The following is a 17,385-nucleotide window of genomic DNA, read 5'->3' as shown; positions in this document are numbered from 1 at the left end:
GGAACCTGCCGACCACCAGAGCGGCTCGAGCGGCAGCATGGAAAGTGTGACGCGGGGCTACCCGATCCTAGCCAGTGCCTTTCCGGGATAGGATCAACTCACGGATTTGCCAGCCTGTAACTTTCTTACGAGGCCGATCAACTGATCCAGATCAGCGCGTGGAAGCGCAAGTATCTCGGGCGGGGGTTTGTGATATTCCTTCATCAATTCCTTGATGGTTGCGGCACCTTTGGGTGTGAGCTTGACAAGCTTCACACGGCGATCGCCTGGCGACGGAATCCGTTCGGCGAGCCCCGCCTGCTCAAGCCGGTCGACCAGCCAGGTCGCCGTCGATGGATCGCACTGCCATTGAGCAGCCAATGCGCCGATCGGCTTGCCCGCATCTTTGTCGAGCGTGAAGAGGGCGCGGGAGTCGTTGGGCGTCAGGCCCAATTTCTGCTGGATCGCCAACCGGTCCGGCGCGGACCGCATCAGGAAATCAAACATCAGGCGCCATGCCTCGGTGGCGTGCTGCAAGCGATCTTGGCTCGGTCTCATTCCACGCTCCTTCATGTCTTGACACATACTTGGACCAATCATATGATTTGATCAATCAAAATGTTTTTGTGGTCAAAGCAATGAGAGGAGATCCGAGATGACCAATACCACGGTTCTCGTCGTCGGAGGCGGCCTGAACGGTCTGACGGCGGCCGCCCTTTTGGCTCACAACGACATTGCGTGTGTCCTCGTCGAGCGTCATCCCGACACGTCAATCCAGTACAAGTTTGCCGGCATCTCCCCGCGCAGCATGGAGATATTCCGAAGCCTCGGCCTCGAGGAGGAGATTCGTACAAATCGGACGGGGAACCAGCAGGCAGGCGCTATTGCGCGCGCCAGGAATCTCGCCGATCCGCAGATTCAATGGGGCGGACCGGCGTGGCCGGATGCAAGTGCCCTCAGCCCCACGCAACCAGCGACGTGTGATCAGCACGTCCTGGAACCGATTCTGCGCCGCTACGCCGAGCGGAACGGTGCAGACGTGCGTTTCAGCACGGAGCTGGTGACTTTCGATCAGGACGAGACCGTCGTCCGCGCGGAAATTCGCGATATCGCGACCTGCGCAAAGGAGGTCATCTCGGCCGACTATCTGATCGTCGCGGACGGTGCGAACGGTTCCCTGCGAGAGAGGCTGGAGATCAGCCGCAGCGGGGCAGGCGGCCTTCAGCACTGGATGAATGTCGTCTTTGACACGGACATGCCTCCGACGATAGGCGGCAAGCGCTTCACGTCGTGCTTCGTGACGGACCTCAACGGGACCTTCACGCCCAGACAGGGTGGACGATGGCTTCTGGCGCTCCAGTACTTTCCCGAAAAGGGCGAGAAACCACAGGATTTTGATGAAGCCAAGTGCAGGGAACTGATCATACGAGGTGCGGGCCGGCCGGACATCACGACGAGGCTTGTCGATGCGCGCTCCTGGGAAGTGGCCGCCCTCACAGCGCGCCAATTCCGCCGAGGCCGCGCGTTTCTTGTGGGGGATGCCGCACATGTGATGCCCCCAACAGGCGCTTTCGGTGGCAATTCAGGTATCCACGACGCCCATAACCTTGCCTGGAAGCTTGCGATGGTAGCACGCGGGCATGCCGATCCCTCGTTGCTGGATAGCTATGACATGGAGCGCCGGCCGGTCATCGAGGCTACGTTGGCGCAAGCGCTCGCCCGCCTACAGAAATGGTTCGACGATCCGTCGAAGCGGTTGCCTCCTCCTGTTGCGATCGTCGAGGATTACGACGTGGTATTTGGCCAACGCTACGCTGCAGGCATCGTGGCTCTGGAATCCACACCGGACGATCACCCATTCCAAAAATCCACGGAGCTGTCGGGCCGCCCCGGCACGCGTTTGCCGCATTTCGCGGTCGGGCGTGCCGGCCAGCGGATTTCGAGTCTCGATTTGTGCGACCGCGATCTTCTTCTCCTCTGCGCCGACGAAGCATGGTGTCAGGCCGCTGACTCCGTAAGCCAGCGCCTCGGGATGCCGCTGACGTGCCACTCGTTGGGTGCGAATGGGGATCTGCTTGACTTGGACCATCGGTGGCCTTCCGTGCTCGGGGTTAAAAGCGGCGGTTCCGCCTTGGTCAGACCGGACGGATTTGTCGCGTGGCGGTCAACGCACGGTGTGCCTGATCCTGTACAGGTGCTGATCGAAACACTTGATGGGCTCGGTTTCCGCACGGAGGCGCACGAACATCATCGGTGAGCGGCGGCGAGTGCGGATGCCTCCCGCCTTCGGGCATGACTTCCTTGCCGATGCCATCACTGGGAATGACAACGATGCCAGGCGCTTGCTCCTTTCCTACTCGTTGTCGCCGAGTAGGGCCGCGCACACCGCTTCGGTGACCTTATCGGTGGTGGCACTTCCGCCGAGATCGGGCGTGTGCAGTGAGGCGTCCGCCGTCACGCGCTCGATGGCGCGCATCAGGCGCGCCGCGGCAGCCGGCTCGCCAAGATGCTCCAGCATCATCACCGCCGACCAGAACGTGCCGACCGGATTGGCGATGCCCTTGCCGGTGATGTCGAAGGCCGAGCCGTGGATCGGCTCGAACATCGACGGAAACCGCCGCGCGGGGTTGAGGTTCGCAGTCGGCGCAATGCCGATTGATCCGGCAAGTGCGGCCGCAAGATCCGACAGGATATCGGCGTGAAGATTGGTCGCGACGATTGTGTCGAGCGAGCGCGGATTGAGCGTCATGCGCACTGTCATCGCGTCGACCAGCATTTTGTCCCATGCGACATCAGGAAAATCGGCCGCGACCTCACGGGCGATGTCGTCCCAGAGCACCATGCCGTGACGCTGGGCGTTCGACTTGGTGACCACGGTCAACAGCTTTCGCGGCCGCGACCGCGCCATCTCGAAGGCGAAGCGCATGATGCGCGTCACGCCGGCGCGGGTGAAGATCGAGACCTCGGTCGCGATTTCCTCAGGCAGGCCGAGATGCGAGCGCCCGCCCTGGCCGGCGTATTCGCCTTCCGAATTCTCCCGAACGATGACCCAGTCGAGATCCCCTGCCGTGACGCCGCGAAGCGGGCTCTCGATACCGGGCAGGATGCGGGTCGGGCGGACATTGGCGTACTGGTCGAAGGGCTGGCAGATCGCGAGCCGCAACCCCCAAAGCGTCAGATGGTCGGGCACGTCTGGCGCGCCGACAGCGCCGAAATAGATCGCATCGAAGGCCTTCAGCCGCTCGGTGGCGTCCTTGGGCATCATCACGCCGTTGAACTTGTAGTAGTCCGAGCCCCAGTCGAAATGCTGCACCTCGAGACTGAAACCGCCGTCGCGCGTGGCGCAGGCGGCCAGCGCACGAAGGCCGGCCGCTACGACTTCCTTGCCGATCCCATCGCCTGGAATGGCCGCGATCCTATAGCTTCGCATTAGTCCAGTCCTCCCCTTGTGGCGCTAAACTAGCATGGACCATCGTGCTGGCCTTTGGCCGTGAGGCCGAATGCCGCCATTACGGCAAATGGTCAATCAATCCGTTCAGCAGGAGCAGCAGCACCCCGGCGGCCACAGCCGCAGCCGCATCGTCCACCATGATACCGGCCCCACCCCTTACCTTGTCATGTGCGATACGGATGGGCCAAGGCTTGACGACGTCGAAAAACCGGAAAGCAAGGAAGCCTGCTGCCCACCAGAGCGGATCGAGGGGCAGCATGGAAAGGGTTAGGGCCGCGCCGAAGGTCTCATCAATGACGACGATCTGCGGATCCTCCGTCCCGGTACGGGAGATAACATACGATGACGCCCATACGCCGACGGCGAACAGGGCCACGTAGGCAAGCACCGTCAGCCAAGGTGATGCGGGTATCAGAGCCGCGGCAACAGCCACTCCAACCATTGCGCCGGCCGTGCCCGGCCATATTGGAGATAATCCCGCGCCGACAGAGGTCGCGAGCAGGTAGGCGAACTTGGGTGGAAACTTATGCATCGATTTTCGGCCGGCTTCCCACGGATCGCAAGCGATCATAGTCACATCGTTCGGGTGCTGCCGCCAGACTGCTGTTCGATTTGCACCACCTCACAAGGGCATCGCCCAAACCGTGAAAATGCTGTCGGGCAGCTGTCGCAGCGACTGGAAGTTCTGTTTCGCCGCCAGCTCGGCGAGTACCTTAATCCGCCGGCCCCATTCGCCAAACGAGATCATTTTTGCGGCAAGTTGAGAACGTTGCTGAGCCCGGTCTCGGCCCGCATTGGCCAACCGAAACGGTGGCGACGGTGGAACAAACCCGCAAATTGCTGGTAAAGCTCCGTCAACCGACATCATCAGAGGAGCCGCCATGATCGCCGGTCTCATGAAAAGTCGCATCGACCCGCTATGGGAGCAGGCCGCCTCTCCGCTGATCGGGATCGGCATGACGCCGAACCAGGTTACGGCCAGCGGGCTGGTGCTCGTGGCTTTGTCTTCGGCCGCCTACGCGTTTCATCATTCAAGTCTTGCCTTTGGCCTTTGCCTGGCGTTTGCCTTCAGCTTCGATGCGCTGGACGGTGCGGTCGCCCGCCGGACAAATATGAGCACCAAGGCCGGTGGCTATTTCGACGCCGTCGTCGACCGCTATCAGGAATTGGCCGTCTTTGCGGCTATCGGCTGGGTTGCCGATCTGTGGGCGATCGCAATGTTCGCATTCGCGGGCGGGATCCTCACCAGTTACGCCAAGGCGCGGACGGCGCTGGAAATCCCTGTGAAAAACCACGGTTGGCCGGATTTCTTCGAGCGGATGGAACGTCTGGTGTTCATTTGCGTGCTGCTCGCCGCCGACGGAGTCGCGACCGCGATGGGCGCGGCTTCGCCCTGGATTCTGGCGGGTGGGTTCGCGCTGTACGCAGTGCTGGCCAACGCCACAGCCCTGCAACGGATCAGTCGCGCATTTGCGATGCTGAAACGAGCCGACGGGAAGCAGCCGTGAGACTACGGGGATGCTTGCACTTGGCCTCACCTGAGGCTATGCAATGCTTCACATGAATGGAGAGCGGCGATGTTGGCATTTGGAAATATAGCCGATGTGCTGGGGCTGCCGCCCAAGGAGACGGCTGCACGGTCGCCATTCGGGCTGATGGCTCGAATCGAAGACGGATTGCCGTTGGGTGCGCTTGAACGCGTCTCACAATTGCTGGCACCGGCCGATACGCAATTCAAATATCGCCTCGTCCCAAAGGCAACTTATGAGCGCCGCAAGAGAGGTGCTCTCCGACTCTCTTCGGAAGAGGGCATGCGGGTGGCGCGGGTGGCGCGCCTATGGAACCTGGCCCTCGACGTTTGGCAGATCGAAGGTGAGGCTCGTGACTTTCTGTTTCGGTCTCATCCCATGCTGGAAGACCGACGCCCGATCGACGTGGTCATTCAAAGCGAGATCGGCGCCGAACTGGTGCTCGATATCCTTGCAGGCCTGAAGTACGGCACCGCTGCTTGACGGCACAGATACTCGATCGCATGCTGCAGTGCTTCAGGATCGGCGATCCAGCCGGCACATATCCGATCTTCGACGCGACGGGCTCGACGATAGCGCCTGGCCGCTGGAACACGCCCGGCAGCCCGTTGATCTACACCAGCGAGCATTATTCAACGGCCTTGCTGGAAAAGCTGGTGCACGGCAGCGGCAGACTGCCGCCCAACCAGCCTTACGTCCAGATCATGCTTCCGCGCGGGCTGAGCTACGAACTCTTTTCTCAGCCGTCGTTGCCCGGATGGGATATGATGCCGGCAACGGTGAGCAAGGAATTCGGTGAGACATGGTGTGTCGAGCGCCGCAGCGCGATCCTGATCGTGCCAAGCGTCGTGGCTCGCCCCGACAACAACGTGTTGATCAATCCGGCACATCCGGAGTTTTCCCTGATCACGGCCAGCCTGCATCAACCCGTATACTGGGATAGCCGCCTGTTTGGCTCCTGAGCCGGGCAGAGAGGCAGGTTCCTACTTAACACAACCCGTCAGCGCCAACTCAAGCCTGGAGCGACATGGGTCAGGATCGCCTCGATGGCATGGACATTGTACTCGACGCCGAGCTGGTTGGGGACGGTAAGCAGCAGCGTATCGGCCTCGGCGATGGCTTCGTCGCCCTTTAGCTGCTCGATCAGGACGTCCGGTTCGGCGGCATAGGAGCGGCCGAACACCGCGCGTCTGTCTGCCTCGATGTAACCGAAATGATCTCCGCTCTGGTTGCCGCCGAAATAGGCTCGGTCGCGATCGTCGACCAGCGCAAAAATGCTCCGGCTCACCGACACCCGCGGCTCGCGCGTGTGTCCGGCCGCCTTCCAGGCCTCACGAAAAGCCCGGATCTGTTCGGCCTGCTGGACGTGAAACGGCTTTCCGCCTTCATCGAATTTGAGCGTGGAGCTCTGCAGGTTCATCCCCAGTTTCGCCGCCCATTCGGCGGTGGCGTTTGTGGCGGCGCCCCACCAGATGCGCTCGCGCAGGCCCTCCGAGTGCGGCTCGACGCGAAGCAGGCCAGGCGGGTTGGGAAACATCGGCCGCGGGTTGGGCTGCGCAAAGCCTTTGCCCAGCAACACTTTGAGCAGCACTCCGGTGTGTCTACGGGCCATGTCGGCATCGCTCTCGCCCTCTTGCGGGGCGTAGCCGAAGTAGCGCCATCCCTCGATCACCTGCTCCGGCGAGCCTCGGCTGATGCCCAGCTGCAGACGCCCTCCGGCGATTAGGTCGGCGGCGCCGGCGTCCTCGGCCATGTAGAGCGGGTTCTCATAGCGCATGTCGATCACCGCCGTGCCGATCTCGATTCGGCTGGTCTTTGCGCCGACCGCCGCCAGCAGCGGGAAGGGCGAGGCGAGCTGGCGGGCGAAGTGATGCACGCGGAAATACGCGCCGTCCGCACCCAGCTCCTCGGCCGCGACCGCCAACTCGACGGACTGCAAAAGCGCGTCGGATGCCGTCCGCGTCTGCGATTGCGGCGAGGGCGTCCAGTGCCCGAACGAGAGGAAACCAATCTTCTTCATGAGAACCAGCCTAAAGGGGAGCCAGGTGCAGACTATGCTGCGGCGCGCAGCAAAGCATCGCAAAATCGGTGCCGATGACCGCCTGCCTTGACGCGCAAAGCTGAATCGGCGGTTGTTGATCAACGATGGCCGACCGTGCCGAGCTGCCGTCGGACGCCAGCCTAGGAAGGTGCCGCGAATGCGAGCGCTATCGCGATGAGGATCAACAGCGGTCCCATCCATTTGAAGCGAGTCCCAAAGTTGGTCCACCATGCTTGCTGCTGGCCGGGGCGAGCTTGGAACGGGTCCGCGAGAAATCCGAAGCCGATGCCAGCCATCCACAACCCGGCGCAGAACATGATGAACTCGTCGATGTATTCCGCGACCATGCTTCGAAGCTTTCGAATTTATGCCGCCGCTACATGCGCCGAATTCGAGCCGATATAGTTTCGGATCGTTTCGATGATCCGGTCCTGGTCAGCCTCGCTCAGATAGGGATGCATTGGCAGGCACAGGATGCGCTTCGGCAGCTCTTCCGAAACGGCAAGGCCGGTCGGCGTGCGCGGATAATCGCGATAGGCAATCTGGCTGTGCAGCGGTTTCACATAGTAGATGACCGACGGAATGCCCTTTTCACCGAGATGTGCCTTGAGCCCGTCCCGTTTCGGCGTTTCGATGGCGTATTGCGCCCAGGCCGAGCGGCCGCCGCCCAGATTGCGCGCCGCCTTGACGATATCGCCGAGACCTTCGGCATAGCGATTGGCGACCGCTTGCCGCGCCACCATCTCGTCCTCGAGGATGGCCAGCTTCTCTATCAGGATCGCCGCCTGAAGCGTGTCGAGCCGTGAATTGATGCCGACGCGGACATTGTCATATTGCGTTTCGCCCTTTCCGTGAAAGGCGAACGAGCGCAGCTGTTCGGCCAGCGCATCGTCATTGGTGAACATCGCACCGCCGTCGCCATAGCAGCCGAGCGGCTTTGCCGGATAGAAGCTGGTCGAGCCGACGGTGCCGAACGAGCCGCACATCTTGCCGTCAGCCGAGCCGCCGGTCGCCTGCGCCGCATCCTCGATGACCATCAGGCCTTCGCGATCGGCGATGGCCATGATCGCCTCGTAATCGGCGGCGAGGCCGAACAGGTCGACGGGAATGATTGCCTTCGGCCTCAGCCGGCCCTCCGCCTTGATCATGGCAATTGCCGCCTCGAGGCTGGCGATGTCGATATTGTAGCTGTCGGCATCGACATCGACGAACACCGGTTCGGCCTTGGTCAGCGCCACCACTTCGGCCGTGGCGGCGAAGGTGAAGCTCGGCACGAACACCGCGTCGCCCGGGCCGATGCCGGCGGCAAACAGCGGCAGCAGCAGCGCATCGGTGCCGTTGGCGCAAGCGACCACGTGCTTGATGCCGATATAGGCGGCGAGCTTGTTTTCGAATTCGGTGACCTGCGGTCCGAGAATATAGCGGCCTTCGTCGACGACCCGGTCGATTGCCGCTTTCAGCCTGTCGCGGATGCGTTCGCGCTGCGCGCCAAGATCGATGAACTGCATGTCGGCCTCAAACGGTTTTAGTCAGATAACCGGCCGCTGGTAGCAGACTTGGTACGGCCGAGAAAGCCGCAGGGCAAAAACCCTGAATTGCTCAAGTGTCGCAGCCTGTTACCTCTGATTTCCGATCTGGCCTCTTAAAGGCGTGGAAATCCGGGCTTCGGCCGGCCTGTTACAGGCTTCGCACCCCGCCCGCCAGGCTGGACGAAACATAAAGTGATCGCCGGTGAGCAGTCCATGGGCTGCGCACCAGCCGGTCAGGCGATTTCATGCCGCCATGGCGGGTTGGCGCCGGCCCGCGATACCGTCACCGCCGCGGCCTTGGCGCCAAGCGTCAGCGCCTTGTGGATGGCGTCTTCCGGCAAACTGGCGATTGCCGTCTTCGACAGCAGACCCTGTTCATGCAAGGAGGCAAGAATGCCGGCATTGAATGTGTCGCCGGCTCCGACCGTATCGACCACCTCGACCTTGTCCGGCACGACGGTGACCCGGTGCTGGCTGCTGTAACCGACCGCGCCTTCGCTGCCGTGGGTGACCACGATCAGCTTTGGGCCGCGATCCAGCCAGTTACGGACGACGTCTTCATGCGAGCCGGCTTCGCCGAACCAGTTCAAATCCTCGTCCGACAGTTTCACGATGTCGGCCATCGCCATCATGCCGCGGATGCGCCTGAGGTGCTTGGCCTTGTCGGGAATGAAGTTTGGCCGGATGTTGGGGTCGAGCATCATCACGCGGCGCTCATGTTCGCGCCGCATGAACTCCTCATAGGCCGATCCGGCCGGCTCCGAGATCAGGCTGATGGCGCCGAACAGCATGGCCTCGATCTCGCTGCCGAGTTCCGGCAGGTCCTCGATGGTCAGCATGCGCCCGGCGGTGTTCTCGTCATAGAAGGTGTAGGTCGCTTGGCCGTTGGTGAGCCGCACGAAGGCGAGCGTGGTCGGCCGCGGCGAAGTGTGCGCATAGGTCGAGCTGACCTTGCTGTTCCCCAGCGCCTCCCTGAACTGCCCGCCGAACAGATCCGACGACAGGCCGGAGAAAAAGGCAGCGGGCGCGCCGAGCCGGCCTAGCGCAATGGCCGAGTTGAAGACGGCACCGCCGACATAGGGGGCAAAGGCCGGCTCGCCCTCCGTCGTGGTCCGCGGCAGCATGTCGATCAGGGCTTCGCCGCAGCAGAGGATCATGAAGTCTTGCTTTCCGGCGGATAGATCACGCCCTTGCGAATGATGATGTTGGCATAAAGCCGCGGCTCGCTAGTCGCGACGATCGCGTGCGCGGCCTTGACCCGTGCATAGAAGTCGGCACCGGCAAGCGCAACCACCTTGCGGCCCGGCGCACGCCTGGCGCAGATCGCTTCCATCTCATAGTGAACCGGATCGGCGAGCAGGGGATCGCCTTTGGCCGAGGCGCGAAACAGCGCCTGCGGCACGGCGTCGTCGACCGGCAATACGCTCAATACCGCATCGAGCACGGGGACGAGATGATGACCGTCGGCGCGGACCAGCCGCTGTGCCTGCTGCTCGGCCGGGTAGTTGCCGTCGACCAAGGCGATCTCGTCGCCATGGCCCATGGCGCGCAATATCGCCAGAAGCTCGGGGCCGAGCAGCGCCGGGATGCCGATCAGCATGCTCAGAAGCTCCGGGAAATCGTGGTCGAGCCGATGAGGAAGCGCTCCGACAGCGGCAGGCTGGCGCCACCCAGCGCCCGCGCATGGATGCCGACGGTTCCCTCGCGAACGGCCGGCAGCCTCAGGCCTTCGCCGTCGATCCGGCCGATGGCCTGGATAACGGCATCGACAAGCCGCCTGCGCACGGCAAGCGGCATCCATCCGTCGATCACCGCGGCATCGAAGTCAATGACGGAGGAGGCCGAAACGATGGCATAGGCAAGCGCCTGCGAGGCGCTGGCGATCCAGTCGTCAAGCTCGGCGCCGATCTCGCCCCAGTCCCCCGGTGATGTCCACAGATGCGAGGCCTCGATGCCGCGCGCGTTGAGCGCCTTTTCCAGCATGGCGATCGACGCCACGTCGATCAACTGCGTCGGCTTGCCGTCCGGCCCTGGCACCGGCATCGAGCCCAGCGCGCCGGCATTGCCGGTTGGGCCACCAAACAACCGGCCGTTCAGCACGATGCCGCCGCCGGCAAAGGCACCGATATAGAAATAGACGAAATCGCGTGCCGCACCCGCCGCGTGGCCGAACACGAGCTCGGCGCCGCAGGCCGAGGTGGCGTCGTTCTGCAGATAGACTGGAAATTCGCATTGCGCCTGGATATCGGCGCGGATGTCGCGATGGCGCCATTCGTCCATGATTTCACGCGGCGCGCCGGCGGTGTCGGCCCAGTTCCACAATTCGAACGGCATGGCGATGCCAAGCCCGGCAATGCGTTTATCCTGCGCCGGGGTGAGTTCGCCGCGCATCTTCTTCATGCCGCTTGTGACGAATTCCACCGTTTCGCGCGGCGCCGGATAGCGGTAGGAATGCTGCAGCATCGAGCGCACACTGCCGAGGAAATCGATCAGCACCAATTCGGCGCTGCGGCGGCCGATCTTCAGGCCGATGAAATAGGCGCCGTCGGGATTGAGCGCCATGGGTATCGAGGGCTGGCCGATCTTGCCGCGCAACGGCGCCTGGCGGACGAGCAGGTCGTCCTCCTCCAGCTCGCGCATGATGACCGACACTGTCTGCGCCGAAAGGCCGGTCATACGTGCGATGTCGGATTTGGCCAGGCTGCCGTGCTGGCGCACCAGCGACAGCACCAGCCGCTCATTGTGGTCCCGCATGCCGCTTTGATTGGTGCCGCGGTGCAGGCGGCTTTCGGCCGCATCGGGCGAGCCGTGCCTCGTAATGCCGGTCTCCACCCTGTTCCTCCCGTCGTTTCCCCTCAATGCTTTTGGTCTAGAGTGAGTGAACAATCCTGCGTTGTCAATAATAAATAAGAGTGATTTAATTATTGACAGTGCTGCCGGACTGGTGTCTCTTGAAGTCGGCGCCGACACTGGGAGATTTCGTCGGACGCGCTGCAGATGCCGGTTGGCCGGCATCCTAAATGGTTCCATGGGAGGAAAATCGTGACCATGTCAAAACTGTTGAAATCCACCGTGTTTGCCGCGGCCGGACTGAGCCTGATGGCCTTTGCGTCGACGGCATCGGCCGCCGGGGTCGGCGCCTGCTTGATCACCAAGACCGACACCAATCCCTTCTTCGTCAAGATGAAGGAAGGTGCGGCGGCCAAGGCCAAGGAGCTTGGCGTCGATCTCAAGACTTACGCCGGCAAGATCGACGGCGACAGCGAGAGCCAGGTGGCTGCAATCGAGAGCTGTATCGCCGACGGGGCCAAGGGTATCCTCATCACCGCGTCCGACACCAAGGGTATCGTGCCGACCGTGAAGAAAGCGCGGGACGCCGGGCTGTTGGTGATCGCGCTCGACACCCCGCTTGATCCGATCGATGCGGCTGACGCGACCTTCGCGACCGACAATCTGGAAGCCGGCAAGCTGATCGGCGCATGGGCCGCCGCTACGCTTGGCGATAAGGCCAAGGATGCCAAGATCGGCTTCCTCGACCTGACGCCGTCGCAGCCCACGGTGGATGTGCTGCGCGACCAGGGTTTCATGATGGGCTACGGCATAGACGTGAAGGACCCCAACAAGATCGGCGACGAGGACGATCCGCGCATCGTTGGCCACGACGTGACGAACGGCAATGAAGAGGGTGGTCGCAAGGCGATGGAGAACCTTCTGCAGAAGGATAACACCATCAACGTCATCCACACCATCAACGAGCCCGCAGCTGTCGGCGCCTACCAGGCGCTGAAGGCCGTCGGTCTCGAAAGCCAGGTGCTGATCGTCTCGGTCGACGGTGGCTGCCCCGGCGTGAAATCGGTGACCGAAGGCGTGATCGGCGCTACCTCGCAGCAATATCCGCTGCAAATGGCGGCGCTCGGCATCGAGGCGATCGCCACTTTCGCCAAGGACGGGACGAAGCCGAAGCCGACCGAAGGCAAGAACTTCTTCGATACCGGCGTCAATCTTGTCACCGACAAGCCCGCCAACGGTGTGAAGTCCATCGACACCAAGGAAGGCCTCGCCAAGTGCTGGGGTTGAGCCTGGCCTGACCGGCAACAGATCGCGATCGGCCGGGGCTTGATCCCCGGCCGCTCCGGGTGGACGATGTGCCGATCTAAACGCAAATAGTGCCGGCGGCAGACCGGAAGGCGTGGATGGCGTCGGCGGTTGGCCGAAGCCCAGGGGAGGAAACATGGCTCAAGCACAAGAATTCGAAAAAGTTCTATCGAGCAGCGACACAAGCGTCGCCGCGTTCGACGACCATAAATCGGCCGTCAAGCGTGCCCAGCATTTCCTGCATTCCACGCCGGCAGCAGTGCCGCTTATCGTGTTGGTTCTGGCTATCATTATTTTTGGTATCACCATCGGCGGGCGTTTTTTTTCATCCTATACGCTGACGCTGATCCTTCAGCAGATCGCCATTGTCGGCATTCTGGGCGCCGCACAGACGCTGGTGATCCTGACTGCCGGCATCGACCTGTCGATTGGCGTGATCATGGTGATTTCGGCTGTGATCATGGGCAATTGCGCGGTCAGCTACGGTATGCCGGCCGTGCTCGCGGTGGCGATCGGGCTTCTCGCCGGTGGCGCGTGCGGCCTGCTCAACGGTGTGCTGGTCGCCTACATGAAGCTGCCGCCCTTCATCGTGACGCTCGGCACCTGGAACATTGTCATGGCCACCAACTTCATCTATTCGGCCAATGAGACGATCCGCGACACCGACGTCGACGTCCAGGCGCCTCTGCTGCACCTGTTTGCCCTGAGCTTTAAGGTCGGCACGGCCGTGCTGACGCTTGGCGTCATTGCCATGGTCGTTCTCGTGTTGGTCCTCTGGTACGTGCTCAACCACACCGCATGGGGCCGCCATGTCTACGCGGTCGGCGACGATCAGGAGGCTGCGAAACTGTCGGGCATCCAGACGAAGAAGGTGCTGATGACCGTCTATGCCCTTGCCGGGCTGATCGCCGCCTTCGCAGCTTGGGTCTCCATCGGCCGCAATGGCTCGATCTCTCCTTCCGCCGCTGTCACCGACTACAATCTTCAGGCCATCACCGCGACGGTGATCGGCGGTATTTCTCTGTTCGGCGGGCGCGGCTCGATCCTCGGCACGCTGTTCGGCGCCATGATCGTCGGCGTCGTCTCGATGGGCCTCAACATGCTGGGCGCCGATCCGCAGTGGAAGGTGCTGCTCACCGGCGTGCTGATCATCGGCGCCGTGGCGATCGATCAATGGATCAGAAAGGTTTCGGCATAGCCATGACCCAGGAACCCATCCTCATCGCGCGCGGTCTGGTCAAGCGCTATGGCCGCGTCACCGCCCTCGACAACGCCGATTTCGACCTCTATCCGGGCGAAATCCTTGCCGTCATTGGCGACAACGGCGCCGGCAAGTCGTCGCTTATCAAGGCGATTTCCGGCGCGGTCGTGCCCGACGAAGGTGAGATACGACTTGAAGGCAAGCCCGTTGCGTTCAAGTCGCCGATGGAGGCACGGGAGGCCGGCATCGAAACAGTCTATCAGAACCTGGCTCTGTCGCCGGCGCTGTCCATCGCCGACAACATGTTCCTCGGCCGGGAGATCCGCAAGCCGGGGTTCCTCGGCGAATGGCTGCGCATGCTCGACCGCCCGGCGATGGAAAAGCGCGCCCGCGACAAGCTCACGGAGCTTGGCCTGATGACCATCCAGAACATCAGCCAGGCCGTGGAAACGCTTTCCGGCGGCCAGCGTCAGGGCGTGGCGGTGGCGCGCGCCGCCGCCTTTGGCAGCCGGGTGGTGATCATGGATGAGCCGACGGCGGCGCTTGGCGTCAAAGAGAGCCGCCGCGTCCTCGAACTGATCCTCGACGTGAAGAAGCGAGGCCTGCCGATCGTGCTGATTTCACACAACATGCCGCATGTCTTCGAGGTGGCGGACCGCATCCACATTCACCGGCTCGGCCGTCGCCTGTGCGTCATCGATCCGAAGCAGTATACGATGTCCGACGCGGTCGCCTTCATGACGGGCGCCAAGGTGCCGCCGGAAGCGGCGCTGGCGGCTTGAGCAAGAACTTGAGGCCCATCGCCAAGGGTCCCAAACGCGCTGTTTCCAAATGCCAAATTGCCGCAGGGCAACCCGGCTTGCGATCACCTGAATCGATTGAACATCCGGTGGGATGCACTAGCATTGGCAGAGATGGTGAAAGCCGCATGATCCTGGCAACGTCACGAGAGGCAGCATGACGCGCGCGATGACAACCGAAGCTCCTCTGCCCACGCTCAAAAACCCGGATCCCAAGACGCTCGCCGAGGAAGTCTTGCAAGCCCTCAAATACAGGCTCGGCAAGGGCACCAACGTTGCAACCCAGTACGATTGGCTCACCGCCTCGATCAAGGTTGTACGCGACCGCATAGTCGATCACTGGATGCAGGCGACCCAAGAGGCTTACGCCCAGCAGGAAAAGCGCGTCTATTACCTGTCGCTGGAATTCCTCATCGGCCGCCTGATGCGCGATGCCTTCTCCAATCTCGGCCTGATGGACAATATGCGCGAGGCGCTTTCGTCGCTTGGCGTCGACCTCGACATCATTGCAGCGCTCGAACCGGACGCTGCCCTTGGTAATGGCGGGCTTGGCCGGCTCGCCGCCTGCTTCATGGAAAGCATGGCGACCGTCAATATACCCGCGCATGGCTACGGCATCCGCTACGCCAACGGCATGTTCCGGCAGGAGATCCATGACGGCTGGCAGGTGGAGCTGCCCGAGACGTGGCTCGATCACGGCAATCCCTGGGAGTTCGAGCGCCGCGAACGCTCCTTCGAGGTCGGTTTCGGCGGCTCGGTGGAATCGATCACCTCGAAGGACGGCCGGCTCGAGCGGCACGTCTGGAAGCCGACCGAACATGTTCTGGCCGTTGCCTACGATACGCCAGTGGTTGGCTGGCGGGCCAACCGCGTCAACACGCTGCGTCTGTGGTCCGGCATGCCGGTCGACCCGATCCTGCTCGACAAGTTCAATGCCGGCGATCACATCGGTGCGCTCGCCGAAAGCAACAAGGCCGATGCGTTGTCGCGCGTCCTTTACCCGGCCGATTCCCACAAGGCCGGCCAGGAGTTGCGGCTCAGGCAGGAGTATTTCTTCTCCACCGCCTCGCTGCAGGACATCGTCCAGCGTCATCTCAGCCAGTATGGCGACCTGCAATCGCTGCCCGACAAGGCGGCGATCCATCTTAACGACACCCATCCGGCCATCGCCGTCCCCGAGTTGATGCGCCTGTTGATGGATGTCCACGGCATGGATTTCGACCAGGCCTGGAGCATCACCAAGCGCACCTTCGGCTACACCAACCACACGCTCCTTCCCGAAGCGTTGGAAAGCTGGCCCGTGCCGCTGTTCGAGCGGCTGTTGCCGCGCCACATGCAGATCGTCTACGCCATCAACGCCGAGGTGCTGCTCGAGGCGCGCGCCTCCGACCAGTTCTCGGACGAGCAGATCAGCCGCATCTCGCTGATCCAGGAAAATGGCGATCGCCGCGTGCGTATGGGCAATCTGGCCTTTGTCGGCTCGCACTCGATCAACGGCGTCTCGGCACTGCATACGGAATTGATGAAGGAGACGGTGTTTGCCGACCTCCACAGGCTCTACCCGGATCGCATCAACAACAAGACCAACGGGATCACACCGCGGCGCTGGCTGATACAGTGCAATCCTGGCCTCACTGCACTCACCCGAGAGGCGATTGGCGATGGCTTCCTCGACGACATCGACGAGATAAACCGGCTTGATCCTCTTGCCGAGGACGCCGCCTTCCGCGACAAGTTCGCCGCCGTCAAACGGGCGAACAAGACGAGGCTTGCGAATCTCGTTGCAGACCGGCTCGGCATCAAGGTCGACCCGTCGGCGCTGTTCGACATCCAGGTCAAGCGCATCCACGAATACAAGCGCCAGCTCTTGAACATTCTCGAAGCGGTCGCGCTTTACGACCAGATCCGCTCGCATCCGGAGCGCGACTGGATGCCTCGCGTCAAATTCTTCGGCGGCAAGGCGGCGCCCAGCTATCACAACGCCAAGCTGATCATCAAACTTGCCAATGACGTCGCCCGAGTCATCAACCGCGACCCGGCGGTACGCGGCTTGCTGAAAGTGGTATTCGTGCCGAACTACAATGTCAGCCTGGCCGAGATCATGATGCCGGCCGCCGATCTGTCGGAGCAGATATCGACCGCCGGCATGGAAGCGTCCGGCACCGGCAACATGAAGTTCGCGCTGAACGGCGCGCTGACCATCGGCACGCTCGACGGCGCCAATGTCGAGATCAAGGAATGTGTGGGCGACAACAACATCTTCATCTTCGGGCTGACCACAGAGGAAGTCGCCGAGCGGCGCAACAATGGTTACGATCCGCGCGCTGTGATCGAGGGATCGCCTGAATTGGCGCAGGCGCTTGCCGCGGTTTCGTCCGGGGTTTTTTCACCTGACGATCCGGACCGTTATCGCGACCTGATCAACGGTCTTTACCAGAGCGACTGGTTCATGGTCGCCGCGGATTTCGATGCCTACGCCGCCACCCAGCGCGACGTCGATGCCGTCTGGCGCAACAGCCCGGACTGGTACGCCAGAGCCATCCGCAATGTCGCGCGCGTCGGCTGGTTCTCGTCCGACCGCACGATCCGCCAATATGCGAAAGACATCTGGCACGTGCCCGCCTGATGTGATTGCATGAGACTACGAACAATGTGGCCCTAGTGGAGTGATTTGACCCTCGCATCCCTTGGAGGGTAAGGCGGCATGGCGAATGTCGAATTCAAAACTCCACTAGAAACATACACTTGGTGCCCGGGGAG

General features: G+C 62.2%; 18 protein-coding genes. 8 read left to right on the top strand and 10 right to left on the bottom strand.

Annotated features, from left to right (window positions below; translation table 11 throughout):
- Window positions 1-93: 93 nt before the first annotated feature.
- The gene (locus NKH33_RS21650; protein WP_352470937.1) at window positions 94-537 is read right to left on the bottom strand and encodes a MarR family winged helix-turn-helix transcriptional regulator; all 444 of its coding nucleotides are present in this window, start codon (window positions 535-537) and stop codon (window positions 94-96) included.
- Between the two features lie 97 nt (window positions 538-634).
- On the opposite strand from NKH33_RS21650, the gene NKH33_RS21645 reads away from it, so the two are divergent.
- Complete coding sequence (locus NKH33_RS21645) at window positions 635-2,236, top strand: FAD-dependent monooxygenase (RefSeq protein WP_352921372.1); 1,602 nt, start codon at window positions 635-637, stop codon at window positions 2,234-2,236.
- Between the two features lie 96 nt (window positions 2,237-2,332).
- On the opposite strand, the gene NKH33_RS21640 is transcribed toward NKH33_RS21645, so the two are convergent.
- The 3 genes from NKH33_RS21640 to NKH33_RS21630 all read right to left on the bottom strand — a co-directional run bounded on the left by NKH33_RS21640 (window position 2,333) and on the right by NKH33_RS21630 (window position 4,313).
- Window positions 2,333-3,409 carry a tartrate dehydrogenase gene (locus tag NKH33_RS21640; protein ID WP_352921371.1) on the bottom strand — a complete coding sequence of 359 codons (1,077 nt, stop codon included), beginning with the start codon at window positions 3,407-3,409 and terminating at the stop codon, window positions 2,333-2,335.
- A gap of 79 nt (window positions 3,410-3,488) precedes the next feature.
- Window positions 3,489-4,001, bottom strand: coding sequence for a phosphatidylglycerophosphatase A family protein (locus NKH33_RS21635; RefSeq protein WP_352470940.1), 513 nt, complete (start codon window positions 3,999-4,001; stop codon window positions 3,489-3,491).
- Between the two features lie 51 nt (window positions 4,002-4,052).
- Complete coding sequence (locus tag NKH33_RS21630) at window positions 4,053-4,313, bottom strand: hypothetical protein (protein ID WP_352614884.1); 261 nt, start codon at window positions 4,311-4,313, stop codon at window positions 4,053-4,055.
- On the opposite strand from NKH33_RS21630, the gene NKH33_RS21625 reads away from it, so the two are divergent.
- The 3 genes from NKH33_RS21625 to NKH33_RS21615 all read left to right on the top strand — a co-directional run bounded on the left by NKH33_RS21625 (window position 4,312) and on the right by NKH33_RS21615 (window position 5,921).
- Window positions 4,312-4,938, top strand: coding sequence for a CDP-alcohol phosphatidyltransferase family protein (locus NKH33_RS21625; protein WP_352470942.1), 627 nt, complete (start codon window positions 4,312-4,314; stop codon window positions 4,936-4,938). The genes NKH33_RS21630 and NKH33_RS21625 overlap by 2 nt on opposite strands.
- Before the next feature lie 69 nt (window positions 4,939-5,007).
- Entirely contained in the window at window positions 5,008-5,442 is a 435-nt protein-coding gene (locus NKH33_RS21620) for an antitoxin Xre-like helix-turn-helix domain-containing protein (RefSeq protein ID WP_352470943.1), read from the top strand.
- The gene (locus tag NKH33_RS21615) at window positions 5,439-5,921 is read left to right on the top strand and encodes an RES family NAD+ phosphorylase (protein WP_352470944.1); all 483 of its coding nucleotides are present in this window, start codon (window positions 5,439-5,441) and stop codon (window positions 5,919-5,921) included. The genes NKH33_RS21620 and NKH33_RS21615 overlap by 4 nt, the downstream gene beginning before the upstream one ends.
- 38 nt (window positions 5,922-5,959) lie before the next feature.
- Here NKH33_RS21615 and NKH33_RS21610 read toward each other — a convergent pair whose 3' ends face one another.
- The 6 genes from NKH33_RS21610 to NKH33_RS21585 form a co-directional block, all read right to left on the bottom strand.
- Window positions 5,960-6,979, bottom strand: coding sequence for an LLM class flavin-dependent oxidoreductase (locus NKH33_RS21610; RefSeq protein WP_352921369.1), 1,020 nt, complete (start codon window positions 6,977-6,979; stop codon window positions 5,960-5,962).
- A 161-nt stretch (window positions 6,980-7,140) separates the two neighbouring features.
- Window positions 7,141-7,347: a hypothetical protein gene (locus NKH33_RS21605; RefSeq protein ID WP_352470946.1), complete on the bottom strand. Its 207-nt coding sequence runs from the start codon at window positions 7,345-7,347 to the stop codon at window positions 7,141-7,143.
- 18 nt (window positions 7,348-7,365) lie between these two features.
- Window positions 7,366-8,508, bottom strand: coding sequence for a DegT/DnrJ/EryC1/StrS family aminotransferase (locus NKH33_RS21600; protein WP_352540722.1), 1,143 nt, complete (start codon window positions 8,506-8,508; stop codon window positions 7,366-7,368).
- A gap of 254 nt (window positions 8,509-8,762) precedes the next feature.
- Window positions 8,763-9,686, bottom strand: a complete 924-nt coding sequence (locus tag NKH33_RS21595) for a carbohydrate kinase family protein (RefSeq protein WP_352470948.1) — start codon at window positions 9,684-9,686, stop codon at window positions 8,763-8,765.
- Window positions 9,683-10,129: an RbsD/FucU family protein gene (locus NKH33_RS21590; RefSeq protein ID WP_352470949.1), complete on the bottom strand. Its 447-nt coding sequence runs from the start codon at window positions 10,127-10,129 to the stop codon at window positions 9,683-9,685. The genes NKH33_RS21595 and NKH33_RS21590 overlap by 4 nt, the downstream gene beginning before the upstream one ends.
- A 2-nt stretch (window positions 10,130-10,131) precedes the next feature.
- Window positions 10,132-11,361 carry an ROK family transcriptional regulator gene (locus NKH33_RS21585; RefSeq protein ID WP_352470950.1) on the bottom strand — a complete coding sequence of 410 codons (1,230 nt, stop codon included), beginning with the start codon at window positions 11,359-11,361 and terminating at the stop codon, window positions 10,132-10,134.
- Window positions 11,362-11,628: 267 nt separating this feature from the next.
- On the opposite strand from NKH33_RS21585, the gene NKH33_RS21580 reads away from it, so the two are divergent.
- The 4 genes from NKH33_RS21580 (at window position 11,629) to NKH33_RS21565 (ending at window position 17,251) form a co-directional block, all read left to right on the top strand.
- Window positions 11,629-12,606 (top strand): sugar ABC transporter substrate-binding protein, encoded by a 978-nt coding sequence (locus NKH33_RS21580; RefSeq protein ID WP_502893787.1) that lies wholly within the window; start codon window positions 11,629-11,631, stop codon window positions 12,604-12,606.
- Window positions 12,607-12,760: 154 nt separating this feature from the next.
- Window positions 12,761-13,822, top strand: coding sequence for an ABC transporter permease (locus tag NKH33_RS21575; protein WP_352503463.1), 1,062 nt, complete (start codon window positions 12,761-12,763; stop codon window positions 13,820-13,822).
- A gap of 2 nt (window positions 13,823-13,824) precedes the next feature.
- Window positions 13,825-14,607, top strand: coding sequence for an ATP-binding cassette domain-containing protein (locus NKH33_RS21570; RefSeq protein ID WP_352470952.1), 783 nt, complete (start codon window positions 13,825-13,827; stop codon window positions 14,605-14,607).
- A gap of 175 nt (window positions 14,608-14,782) precedes the next feature.
- The gene (locus NKH33_RS21565; RefSeq protein WP_352921367.1) at window positions 14,783-17,251 is read left to right on the top strand and encodes a glycogen/starch/alpha-glucan phosphorylase; all 2,469 of its coding nucleotides are present in this window, start codon (window positions 14,783-14,785) and stop codon (window positions 17,249-17,251) included.
- Window positions 17,252-17,385 lie beyond the last annotated feature (134 nt).

It is taken from the genome of Mesorhizobium sp. M1182 (genome assembly GCF_040318335.1).
Taxonomy (GTDB): Bacteria; Pseudomonadota; Alphaproteobacteria; order Rhizobiales; family Rhizobiaceae; genus Mesorhizobium.
This window is presented reverse-complemented; position numbering and strand designations above follow the sequence as displayed.

Excerpts from the sequence above, each read along its gene's own strand:
- NKH33_RS21650 (WP_352470937.1), bottom strand. The coding sequence starts at position 537 with ATGAGACCGAGCCAAGATCGCTTGCAGCACGCCACCGAGGCATGGCGC.
- NKH33_RS21645 (WP_352921372.1), top strand. The coding sequence starts at position 635 with ATGACCAATACCACGGTTCTCGTCGTCGGAGGCGGCCTGAACGGTCTG.
- NKH33_RS21640 (WP_352921371.1), bottom strand. The coding sequence starts at position 3,409 with ATGCGAAGCTATAGGATCGCGGCCATTCCAGGCGATGGGATCGGCAAG.
- NKH33_RS21635 (WP_352470940.1), bottom strand. The coding sequence starts at position 4,001 with ATGATCGCTTGCGATCCGTGGGAAGCCGGCCGAAAATCGATGCATAAG.
- NKH33_RS21625 (WP_352470942.1), top strand. The coding sequence starts at position 4,312 with ATGATCGCCGGTCTCATGAAAAGTCGCATCGACCCGCTATGGGAGCAG.
- NKH33_RS21630 (WP_352614884.1), bottom strand. The coding sequence starts at position 4,313 with ATGGCGGCTCCTCTGATGATGTCGGTTGACGGAGCTTTACCAGCAATT.
- NKH33_RS21620 (WP_352470943.1), top strand. The coding sequence starts at position 5,008 with ATGTTGGCATTTGGAAATATAGCCGATGTGCTGGGGCTGCCGCCCAAG.
- NKH33_RS21610 (WP_352921369.1), bottom strand. The coding sequence starts at position 6,979 with ATGAAGAAGATTGGTTTCCTCTCGTTCGGGCACTGGACGCCCTCGCCG.
- NKH33_RS21605 (WP_352470946.1), bottom strand. The coding sequence starts at position 7,347 with ATGGTCGCGGAATACATCGACGAGTTCATCATGTTCTGCGCCGGGTTG.
- NKH33_RS21600 (WP_352540722.1), bottom strand. The coding sequence starts at position 8,508 with ATGCAGTTCATCGATCTTGGCGCGCAGCGCGAACGCATCCGCGACAGG.
- NKH33_RS21595 (WP_352470948.1), bottom strand. The coding sequence starts at position 9,686 with ATGATCCTCTGCTGCGGCGAAGCCCTGATCGACATGCTGCCGCGGACC.
- NKH33_RS21590 (WP_352470949.1), bottom strand. The coding sequence starts at position 10,129 with ATGCTGATCGGCATCCCGGCGCTGCTCGGCCCCGAGCTTCTGGCGATA.
- NKH33_RS21580 (WP_502893787.1), top strand. The coding sequence starts at position 11,629 with ATGGCCTTTGCGTCGACGGCATCGGCCGCCGGGGTCGGCGCCTGCTTG.
- NKH33_RS21575 (WP_352503463.1), top strand. The coding sequence starts at position 12,761 with ATGGCTCAAGCACAAGAATTCGAAAAAGTTCTATCGAGCAGCGACACA.
- NKH33_RS21570 (WP_352470952.1), top strand. The coding sequence starts at position 13,825 with ATGACCCAGGAACCCATCCTCATCGCGCGCGGTCTGGTCAAGCGCTAT.
- NKH33_RS21565 (WP_352921367.1), top strand. The coding sequence starts at position 14,783 with ATGACGCGCGCGATGACAACCGAAGCTCCTCTGCCCACGCTCAAAAAC.